The following is a 10,427-nucleotide window of genomic DNA, read 5'->3' on the forward strand; positions in this document are numbered from 1 at the left end:
ATACCCGCGTTTGCCGTTGGTTTCGCCTCTCACCTGGCAATGGACATGCTGCCGCACTGGGGTACCGGCCCGGGGCTGGACTGGATTCCGGTCGCCCGACGCGACGGCGTGGCGGGTCTGGTCGCAATGGGTGTTCTGACGGCGGCCGCTCCACCCGGCCGAAGGCTCGCAGTGCTCGCCGGTATGAGCGGGGCCTGCCTTCCCGACACCGACAAAATCGGAATCTACTTCGCCGGCCGCAGTCCGTGGCCGGAACGTTTCGACCGCTTCCACGGCCGTATTCAGCGGGAATCCGCCGACCTGCTACCCCGGGATGTGCTCGTCGCCGCCGCACTCAGCGCAACCGCGGCCGGGCTGCTACAGCTTCTGGGCCGGGGTCGGAACCGTAGTTGAGCAAACTCCAAAAGTTTGGCTGTGTCGAAATGTTGAAAACAGGGGAATCCGGCGATGGGTCGATACGGGGAACAGCTCTGGGCCCCGAACTCTGCCGCACCGTTGCGCGGGCGCCGCATGGGGGTGTACCGCCCGTACTGTCCCGATCCTCTCGCCGGGTCGCCATCGAGCCTCCACGATGATCTCATCGCACGCGCGACCGCCGTCGAGGCGGGCATCCGGTCGCTGACCGGCACAGTCATGGTGAGCCTGGACCGGCTGGCCGGCTTTCTCCTGCGGTCCGAGGCGGTTGCCTCGTCGCGCATCGCGGGCATCGGGGTCCCTCCCCAGCAGGTCGCCCTGGCGGAGTTCGCGAGCGGAGCCGGTACCGACAGCGTCGTCGAGGGCTTCAGCGTGAACGCCCGCCGGGTCGCCCGCAACATCGCCGCGCTCCGCCACGCGGTCACCGATCTCGCCGAACCCGGGGCAATCACCGTGGACGGCATCGTCAACCTGCAACGCACCCTGCTCCCGGGCCACCGGCACACCGGCACACGGTCGGTTCAGACCTGGCTCGGCGGGAGCGAGTGGAACCCGTTGGACGCGGCGTTCATACCCGCGCCGCCGTCCGAGGTGGTCAGCCTGATGACTGATCTTGCCGCCTATGCGTCGGGCGACGCCCATCCACCGCTGATCCAGGCCGGGCTCGTCCACGCCCAGTTCGAGACCATCCAACCGTTCGACGACGGAAACGGGCGGGTAGCGCGGATGCTGATCCATGCTGTGCTCGCCCGACGGGGCCTGGTCACGCCGGCCGTGCTACCGGTCAGCCTCGCCTTTGTGAGCCGGTCCGACCGCTATGTGACGGCCCTGGCCGCCTACTGCCACGACGGTCCGCCCGGCGGCCGGGCCTCCCATGCCGCGCTGAACCAGTGGTTGACCTTCTTTCTCGACTCCATGGTGGTGGCGATCGAGGAGGCCCGCACCTTCGCGGACGAGATCGCCGAACTGCGCCGGTCCTGGGACACCCGGCTGGCAGCCTGCCGGGAGCAGACCGTTGTGGTTCGCAACCGGCCCCGGGAACCGTCAACCGCCGATCGGTTGATCACCATGCTACCCGGATCCCCGGTGCTCACCGCGGCCAGCGCGGCGCGCATCCTGGACGTGTCCGTGCAGGCCGCCTGGGCCGCGGCCGAGGAACTCGTCGGCGCGGGCATCCTGCGCCGACGGCAGATCGGACGCGGCGCCACCGGCTACCTCAGCAGGGAGGTATCCGACCTGCTCACTCTCGCCGAACGCCGGCTGGCGGCCGTCAAACGGGCCTGATCCGCAGCTGGGCTACGGTCGGCCGCAACCGGCCCGCAGCCGGCCCTGCTCAGCCGGCCCTGCTCAGCCGGCCGGGAACAGGACCGCGGCGCCGGTCACCCGGTCCGCCGCCAGGTCGATCAGCGCCTCGTCCGCCCGGTCGAGCGGATATGGCTGGACCGTGACCGCAAGCCGATGCCGCGCAGCAATCTCGAGGAACTCGCGCCCGTCGGCCCGGGTGCTCGCGGTCGTGCTCCGCAGCGTCCGTTCCTGGAACAGGTGCCGCTGGTAGCTCAGCGCCGGCACATCGGACAGGTGAATACCGGCGATCGACAGTGTCCCGCCCCGGTCCAGTGCTCCCAGCGCAACGGGCACCAGGTCACCGACCGGCGCGAACAGGACCGCGGCGTCCAGCGGCTCCGGCGGGGCGTCGTAGGGCCCGGCGGCTGACGATGCGCCGAGCGCGAGCGCGAGTCGCCGCGCCGTCTGCGACCGGGTCAGCACATGGACCCTCGCACCCTGCGCCAGCGCCACCTGCGCGGCCAGGTGGGCGGACGCGCCAAAGCCGTAGATCCCGAGTCGGCCGCCCGGTGGCAGGTCGGCGCGGCGCAGCGCCCGAAAACCGACAATGCCGGCGCACAGGAGCGGCGCCAGCTCACCGTCGGAGTAGCCCTCAGGCAGCCGGTAGGCGTAGTCCGCGCGGACGACGGCGTACTCGGCATAACCGCCGTCGGCATCCCAACCGGTGTAGCGGGAGACCAGACACAGGTTCTCCGCGCCGCGCCGGCAGTAGGTGCAGGTCCCGTCGGTCTCCCGCAGCCAGGCGATCCCGAGCCGGTCACCGGGGGCGACATCTTCCACCTTGGGGCCGACGGCGTCGACATAGCCGACCACCTCGTGCCCGGGAACCGTGTTGGGTCGACGCGGCCGGAGGTCGCCTTCGGCGAGATGCAGGTCTGTACGGCAGACCCCGCACGCCGCGACCCGCAGACGCACCTCGCCGGCAGCGGGTTCGGGCACGGGCAGGGCCGTGCGCCGCAGCGGTCGCGCCGTCGCCGGTGCCGGTGTGGTGACCTGCCAGGCGGTCATCATGGGCGTCATACCCATGACTTTCCCAGATCTACCGCCACCTACCGATCACACACCGTTGCCATCGGTGGAAGGGGAGCCGGAGCATCGCCGTCCACCGACAGGCCATGTCACGCATGGTGTCAGATGGTGACACCATGGTCACGGGCGAGACCACCAAGGTCGTTGTGACCCTGGCCGACCGCCCGGAACTTCCATTCCGCACCGTTGCGATAGACCTCACCGAAAATCACCACCGTCTCGGTGGAGTAGTCCTCGGAAAGGTCGTAACGGACCAGCTCGGTGCCGGTCTGGTCGACAACGCGGATGTAGGCGTTACGCACCTGCCCGAAGTTCTGGTTCCGATCCTGCGCACCGTAGATCGACACCGGTACGACAATCTTGTCGATGTCGGCCGGTACCTGACCGAGGTTGATGACGATCGACTCGTCGTCCCCCTCGCCCGCGCCGGTGAGATTGTCGCCGGTGAGGGTGATGGCGCCCTCCGGGGACTTCAGATTGTTGAAGAAAACAAAATGCTCGTTGGTGAGAGCCTTGCCGTCGGCCTTCACGCCGATGGCGGACGCGTCCAGGTCGAAGTCGGTTCCGGTGGTGGTGCGGGCATCCCAACCGAGCCCGACCGTCAACGCGGTGAGCTGGGGCGTACCCGCGTCCGCCGCCTGCTTGGTAAGGCTGACGTTGCCGCCCTTGGCGAGACTGATGGCCATCTGTAGATCGTCCCCTCTGATCGGTCCGCGCCGGCGCGGATCGTCCCGTGCAGGTACAGACCTACCCCGGGGACCTCCGGCGACGCGAAAAGGTCATGATCGCGTGACCTGGGCTTAACAGCTACGAAAGAACCTTCGCACACGCTAGGGCACCCGCCCACCGTCGGTCCGGTCGGGTGCGATACAGGCCGAGCCCCGCCACCACCGGTGACAGATGTCCGCACCACCCGGCGACGACCATGATCACGCCGCCCACCCCATGCAACCCGACAGGTGGTCCACGGCACAACGCGCTGGCGGCGGCTGCGGCGCTGCGTTCCGCCGCTCCCATGCACGTTGTTAGCCTCGGCTTTTCACGCCGAAGATCCTTGGTCTCTCTGGGGGTTGCCCGATGACAGGAAAGTACCCCTGACCTGGGAAGCTACGGGTGTCTGAAGTCCGTGCCGGAGGCCGAGCCTGTAGAAATAGCGATGCCACTCTCCGAGAGTGAGGATGCGCCATGAGTGACGCTATGGTGCAGGTTCCGTCGGTCCACAAGACCCCCGCGCTGGATCAGCCCGGGGACAGCCAGCTGGCGTGGGACACTGAGGGCGAGCCGCGGGAGGGCGCGGACGTCACCGAGCTCACCGGCCTGTACCGCACGGGTACGAAAGGTGACCAGCTGAAGGGCTGGCCGGGTAACATGCGGGCGCTCGCCCGGCGGGAGCGGCCGCACCCGGGCGCGCAACTGCCGCTGTTCGAGCAGCCCGCCGGCTACCGGTTCCCGCTCACCGCCACCACCATGGCCGGCCGGCAGCCCCAGTTCCTCGAGGCCTGCCACCGGGTGCAGGCCCGGGCCGAGGACCGGATCCGCTGCGCGATAGACACCGGCCTGCGTCGATTGCCCTCACACTCGTGTGCGATCCATTCGGCGTGGTGTGTCCCGGCCGCCCTCGCCTGCGACCTGCTGGCCTGCCTGGCCCTGCTCGGTCTCGACGGCGACCTCGCCAAGGCTGAGCCGAAGACCATGCGTTACACACTGCTGCACACAGCCGGGCGGATCGTGCACGGACAGAGGAGGCGTCGGTTACGCATCCCGGAGAACTGGCCGTGGGCCGAGGCGTTGCGCACCGCCTTCGCCAGGATCCTCGCCCACCCGAGCGGACCGGGCTTCCCTCGTGCCCGAACCCCGAAATTAAGATTAAAGACGGTGTCCGAGAAGATCGGAACAATCTACGATCTCGGCATGAAAAGCCGAGGTAAGAGGGGTTGTGCCCGCCAGCGACGCCATTATGATCGCGGCACGGCGCACAGCTCGCAGTGTTTCCCAGCTGGACGATGACTTTTAGAGCGCCCGGCAATAGGAGCGTGGATCAAGGAGCGGGGCTGGGGTGCGTAGATCGCGAGGCGGAGGAGGGAGGCACCCTGGTGTTGGGTGTCGACCGACGACAACGCGGCGAGGTGCGCACCCCAGCCCCGCGACGCCGCGTCCCCTATTGCCGGTCGCTCTTAACCGAAAGTTCTGCTCCTCGGTCATCCTCCGAGCCCACCCCGGCTCAGCCATTAGCCCACATCCCGAGGTCGACCAACACGTTGATCCGACAGTGGACCAAACCCGCCTGGCACCTGGCCGCCACCCGGCGTTTCGCCACGATCCGTAGTCACCGATGATCATCGGATCGGTGATGTTCAGCGCTAAGCTGGCTGCACTGGAGGAGATGAGCAGCCTGCGCCTCGCAAGTCGCACGGCACTCCACAACAAACGGGATCCCGAGCGAGCCCTTATCGCAGGGGATCACCAAGGGCCGAACCTTGAGGAAAATGTGACAAACTTATCATCACGCCAAAATGGAGCTTTTTACGCAGCGTAGCCGATAAGTTCGCGCTGTGAACCTAGTTGTGTGCTCCAACTAGTCCTCGCCCGCCCCGCTGGTTCACTTGCCAGGGTTTCAGCTCAATTTGGCTGAACTTAGTCCTGCAACAGAGGAGTTAATTTGAAGCGCCTACGAACGCTGATGCTCGGTGCGGCGACCGTCGCGATAGGTCTCGCCTTAGCGGCACCAGCGCTGGCGGATCCATCGCCGGCCCCCGTCCCGCCCACGCCAGACTCCGCAATCGCCCAGGGTACGGGCGGTCTCGCCCAGTTCGAGGGTCGTACGATTGACCTTTCGAAAGGTTGGGGAGACGCTCACGATTGCATTGTCTCTAAGGACCTTCCGGGCGGAGCTGAGTGTTTCCGTACCCGGGCCGAGGGTGACGCGAGGATGCAGAGTCTCAGAGCCTCCCGATCTGCCGGCAGCGCCAGCGTGAACGTTGCCTTGGCGAGCTGTTTGACACCTCTCCAGCTATTCAAAGACGGCCTCCTCTCAGGTGACAGGCTTCAGTTCTGGGACAGGGGCCTCCAGAGCTTGGTCCCGTGGGGATTCAACGACAAGATGTCCTCGTTCATAACCGGCACCTGCCCAACACATCTACCTGACAACTCGGACGGCACTGGCTACTGGTATCCAGGTAACACGAGTGCAAACCACTCAGAACCAATTCTAGCGGCAGGTTGGAACGACCGTGTATCTGCGGTATGGAACTACTAGCAACCCATTGATCAAGGTCAGTAAAACCACCGATCCCGCCCACCGTACGACAGCGGCGGTTTTGTGATCAGTAAATTGGATTCCGGACGGTGGGTGGCCATGTCGGTATGACCGGCATGACCGTTACGGGCGTAGCACGGCCGTCGGTTGATCATCACGGGTCGCGTGACCCCTCGACGATCCTACCGGTGGCCGTGTGCCACATTGTATACAATGATCGCTGAAGGTCGGTTTTCGACGAACTGCTCGGTCGGATCGATGCAAGGCGCCTGGGCGGCGTCGGGCAGTGTGGGGACACTGACGCTGTCCGTGATAATCTACATGATCGCGTCGTTGAACGCCTCGACCGAACCAGTTGGTGCACGCGGTCAGGTTCAGCGACCGAGGGCCCACGCGGGCGGCCACGGCGCCGTCCCCGCTACCTGCTTGCCGACCGCGCTTACGATCACGAGAAAGTACCATGGGCAAGCGACCGCCGGCAGCATCGCACCAATCATCACTTTCCGCGGGAGACGCTGCGGGTCCGGCCTGTGTTGGAAGCGGTGGCCGGGCCGGTGGAACGGTTGCTGACTGCACCAATTCCACCGGCCACCGACCCGACCGTCGAGGCACGGGCGAAATTAGCCAGCGATCCTCATCCTGGACTCTCGATCAGTCACTTCTGCAAACCCTGAAGGTTTCTTTGAGACAAGCCGATAGTCAGGGAGCCGTGCGAACCGGCTGCGAGCCCGAGCCAAGATATCTTTCCGTCGAATCACGCCCTCGGTACTGGCAGAAGTACCGCTCTGCTCGAGCTTTCATTCATTACAAGATAGGCGCACGGGCGGCCCTCACTCCAGGGCTGGGCGAAACCTCCATCATCGATACTCCAATCCGCCATGCCGTTTTTGTCCAAGATTCCTTTTAGAACTCCCCTCGCATCGGATGGATCTATGCAACTCGCGCCCTGGTAATGGGCGCGAAATTCGAGATTAACCGCCGCAACACCGCGGGCCTCATCGGAGACGGCACCACTGAACCCACGAAGATTCATGCTGTCGCAGAGGCCAGCGCGGCCAGGATAAACGACGACCTGACCGGAAGGTCCAACGCAAGCCTCCAGCTCGTCCGGTGGCGGCTCGTTGAATGATGCGGACCAAATCGACCTGCAGGCGTCAAGTGGGTTTGATGCGACTGTGTTCAGTACCGCTACGTCACTGTTTGGGTTTGTAGACTGGTAGCAGCCAGTAGCTGCCATCTTGGCTGGTGCGGTTCCTAGCGCGAAGCCGGCACCGATTGCCGCCGCCGCGCAGGCGACAGCCACCGGAATCAAAATAATACGTCGTGCGCGACGCTTGATTCTAGGCCGTATTCTTTCGGCCAGTATCTCACCTGCATGACTGTCCGATTCGCACATGTCCCCGCCGAGTGAATCGAACGGATCCGCTGCTCGCAGTATTTCACCCAGTCGCTCTTCTGACGTTGGGTTCATCGCACACCCCGGAAAGTTCGAAGTTAACCATCTACCTTTTCTTCAGCCGTGCAAAAACTGGCGCTGGCAACAGCCTCCGTTCTTTCTTTAAGGCGGCGTTTCGCTCGATGCAGTCGGACCGATGCAGCGTTCGATGTGCACTTCAAAACGACAGCGATTTCATCAACTTTAAGATCATCCCAATAAGCGAGACCAAGTATTTCTCTATCGCCATCAGAGAGTCGGTTGAACTCTTCGATAACGATGGCTTCCCAGTTGCCGCTCTCACTCATCCCGGGCGGTTCTTGCGCGACTTGCCTAAGCCTTATAAAGAGCCTTTGGCGGCGTAGTGCACTTCGCCGTTGATTGGCGAGGCAATACCTGGCGACGCCTATAGCCCATGCGATGGACTCCGAGTCTGTTGGCGGGATATCCTGCCGTCGCCGCCACACGACAAGGTATGTCTCCGCTACAGCGTCGTCTATGCCACTGTGGTCGGCCAATCGTCGCTCCAGGTAGGAGTGTACGGCCCTGAAGCTTTTCCGGTAGAATTCCACGAATACTTCTTCATCCCGAGCCCTCCAGCTGAGCCGATCCAACGCGCGCATCTATCCAAAAACCTCCCGTCCTCATCACCATATCTATGTCCAGCTGGGCGCCAAACCTTACAGGTGACCAGGAGTTTATTTTTGATCTTGCTGGTAGCAGCTCATAGTTGGGCCCTGTCATTTTGGCCTCGGCTTTTCACGCCGAAGATCCTTGATCTCTCTGGGGTGTCCGATGGCAGGAAAGTGCCCCTGACCTGGGAAGATACGGGTGTCTGAAGTCCGTGTCGGAGCCCGAGCCGAGAGGCACTTTCCAGGTGAATGGTACGGGGCGGTCGCAGGGGTTGGCCGTCGATGTCGGCGGCAGAGACGTGGTCTCCCACGTCGGGACCGCGATGGTGTGGATGCTGGCCGACCGGGGCCGGGTGTTCACGGACATCGCAGTGACGATCGCCGAGGGCGAGCCGCGGGAGGGCGCGGACGTCACCGAGCTCACCGGCCTGTACCGCACGGGTACGAAAGGTGACCAGCTGAAGGGCTGGCCGGGTAACATGCGGGCGCTCGCCCGACGGGAGCGGCCGCACCCGGGCGCACAACTGCCGCTGTTCGCGCTTACTTCAGAAAATCCCCGACAGAACCTACAGGGTGTCGGTCACACTTCTGACGCTGCCCGCAGCCAACCACGACTGATAGCTGATGACCGCCGGGATGGAAACGCCGAGCTTTCCAGCCTTCGAGGTAAGAACCTGGCGGGTTCAAACGGTCGGCAAAGGCCGGTTCACCGCCGGGTTCCTGGCCCGGCTGCTCTACCAGAAGTACGTGCTGGGCCTGCCGCTGCACCGGGTCGCCAGGTCGCTGGCCGCCGACGGGTTCGACGTCGCCGACTGGCCGACTTCTCCGCCACCCGATCAAACTCCGCCTTGGTAGCGCTCCCACCGGCCTTGACTCGGCCCAACAGCAGACCCGAATCCAGACCGCTCGACGCCGTCATAACGCTCACACCTCGTCACGTCACCCACAGCCCTCGCAGCCGGCCATGCCTCGGCCACAGCTGAGGCTCGACCACCTATCGCTGCAGCCGGGGGATTTTCGCCCCAGTACCCGAGTCAGAACCCAGCCACATCGGCAAGATCAAGAATGGCTATTGCTTCACGCTGGAATCCTTCGAGGTCTTCGAACCAGTCGGGATAATGGCCTCGTCTACTGAAGAATTTTACAGTAGCACCCTGCAGAAAAAAACCCTCGTAATCCTCGTCGGCAAAAATACTGACGAGCGCAAGCAATCGATCGCCTCCCTCAAGAGCGGAGGCATTCCTCAACATTCGACGGGCAAAAAAGAGGCCGCGCGAAGCCGCGCGGGGAAGATATCTCCTCATATCCCCCCTGAGGCCAGAAAGCGATATATAGACGTCGTTGACTTCATACTCATAATGTCCGATTTCCGAAGGATCGAATTCACCGCTCCAGCTATTACCATTCATTGCCCGCAGAAGGAGCGCACCATTCGGGCCTACTATCCAGCCGGCTTCGACAACAGATTGTGCGCGACCCGAAAAACTGGGTTTCCAGGTTTCTGTCGCCGCATACTCCAGAAGCTCCCGCATGCGTACATTCATTTTCATTGTCGTCGAATCCAAAGAATTCAGATAGATCGCGGAAAAATTTGCACCATCAATCAATATATACATCAATCAGAATATAAGCCTTGATCGATGCGAGCAGTTGAACCAGATCTGCATCCAAAGCCAGGCCGTCTTGCGGGTGGCGCGGGGTCCATCCCAGGTGCAGGTTGATCCCGGCAGTTTCTGCTATTGCCTGTAGATCATCCAACCGACAGCTAAAGAAATCCTTGACATGAGTCAATTGTTGATCTATTGCGATACTGCTGTCCGATACCAGGTTCACAGCCCAATAAGCATCGGTGTGCGCCGTGCTCGGCATGCCCAGTCGAGCGGTAATCTGGTCCGAGGACAGTCCGGCGCACGTTATCCGAAGACTCGACATCGCCCACGATTCTTCATCCATCACTGTTCCGGAAGATGGTCGGAAATTTTGCCAATCGAGTCCTCGCCGAGAACGCGGGCATGCCCACGGCCCGCGCTACGCGAATCGGCGAGTCCAGACTCTCACCGACGGACCATCCTCGTCTGGTCAGCGCCCGAAACGTCCCAATCACATCTCCGGTTGCCGTTGACAATGTTGCCCTCAAACACCCCCGCACCATTATCATGGATGTAGACACCGCCGCTCTGGGAGTTGGTGATGCGGTTGCCTCGGACCGTCGGATTCCCCCCCGACCCCACGGCAACGTTGTCTCGGGTGTTACCGGTGATCTCATTATCCTCAAACACCCCCGCACCATCGTCATAGACGTACACGCCACTGCGCC

Annotated in this window: 9 protein-coding genes and 1 pseudogene; 4 read left to right on the forward strand and 6 right to left on the reverse strand. The window is 63.4% G+C overall.

Annotated elements, in window-relative coordinates:
* Positions 1–393 (forward strand): hypothetical protein (locus U9983_RS23835; RefSeq protein WP_322756159.1); only part of this gene is annotated, 393 nt, incomplete at its 5' end.
* 54 nt (positions 394–447) lie between these two features.
* Positions 448–1,698 carry a Fic family protein gene (locus tag U9983_RS23840; RefSeq protein WP_322756160.1) on the forward strand — a complete coding sequence of 417 codons (1,251 nt, stop codon included), beginning with the start codon at positions 448–450 and terminating at the stop codon, positions 1,696–1,698.
* 63 nt (positions 1,699–1,761) lie between these two features.
* Here U9983_RS23840 and U9983_RS23845 read toward each other — a convergent pair whose 3' ends face one another.
* Both U9983_RS23845 and U9983_RS23850 read right to left on the reverse strand, forming a co-directional pair.
* Entirely contained in the window at positions 1,762–2,766 is a 1,005-nt protein-coding gene (locus tag U9983_RS23845; RefSeq protein ID WP_322756166.1) for a zinc-dependent alcohol dehydrogenase family protein, read from the reverse strand.
* Positions 2,767–2,888: 122 nt separating this feature from the next.
* Entirely contained in the window at positions 2,889–3,473 is a 585-nt protein-coding gene (locus U9983_RS23850; protein WP_322748715.1) for a TerD family protein, read from the reverse strand.
* Positions 3,474–4,047: 574 nt separating this feature from the next.
* Between U9983_RS23850 and U9983_RS23855 the strand changes: the two are divergent.
* Positions 4,048–4,623 (forward strand): annotated as a pseudogene (locus tag U9983_RS23855) (transposase); the annotation flags it as partial.
* Positions 4,624–7,537: 2,914 nt separating this feature from the next.
* Here the strand turns inward: U9983_RS23855 and U9983_RS23860 are convergent.
* The gene (locus U9983_RS23860) at positions 7,538–8,101 is read right to left on the reverse strand and encodes a sigma-70 family RNA polymerase sigma factor (protein ID WP_322756161.1); all 564 of its coding nucleotides are present in this window, start codon (positions 8,099–8,101) and stop codon (positions 7,538–7,540) included.
* 633 nt (positions 8,102–8,734) lie between these two features.
* Here U9983_RS23860 and U9983_RS23865 point away from each other — a divergent pair.
* Complete coding sequence (locus tag U9983_RS23865) at positions 8,735–8,965, forward strand: IS66 family transposase (protein ID WP_322756162.1); 231 nt, start codon at positions 8,735–8,737, stop codon at positions 8,963–8,965.
* 179 nt (positions 8,966–9,144) lie between these two features.
* Here the strand turns inward: U9983_RS23865 and U9983_RS23870 are convergent, their stop codons facing one another.
* The 3 genes from U9983_RS23870 to U9983_RS23880 all read right to left on the reverse strand — a co-directional run.
* Positions 9,145–9,717, reverse strand: a complete 573-nt coding sequence (locus U9983_RS23870; RefSeq protein WP_322756163.1) for a hypothetical protein — start codon at positions 9,715–9,717, stop codon at positions 9,145–9,147.
* Positions 9,710–10,063, reverse strand: coding sequence for a hypothetical protein (locus U9983_RS23875; protein WP_322756164.1), 354 nt, complete (start codon positions 10,061–10,063; stop codon positions 9,710–9,712). The genes U9983_RS23870 and U9983_RS23875 overlap by 8 nt, the downstream gene beginning before the upstream one ends.
* 101 nt (positions 10,064–10,164) lie before the next feature.
* Positions 10,165–10,427 (reverse strand): right-handed parallel beta-helix repeat-containing protein (locus U9983_RS23880; RefSeq protein ID WP_322756165.1); only part of this gene is annotated, 263 nt, incomplete at its 5' end.

The organism is Protofrankia sp. Cas3 (assembly GCF_963555955.1).
In the GTDB taxonomy this organism is placed as follows: Bacteria; Actinomycetota; Actinomycetes; order Frankiales; family Frankiaceae; genus Protofrankia.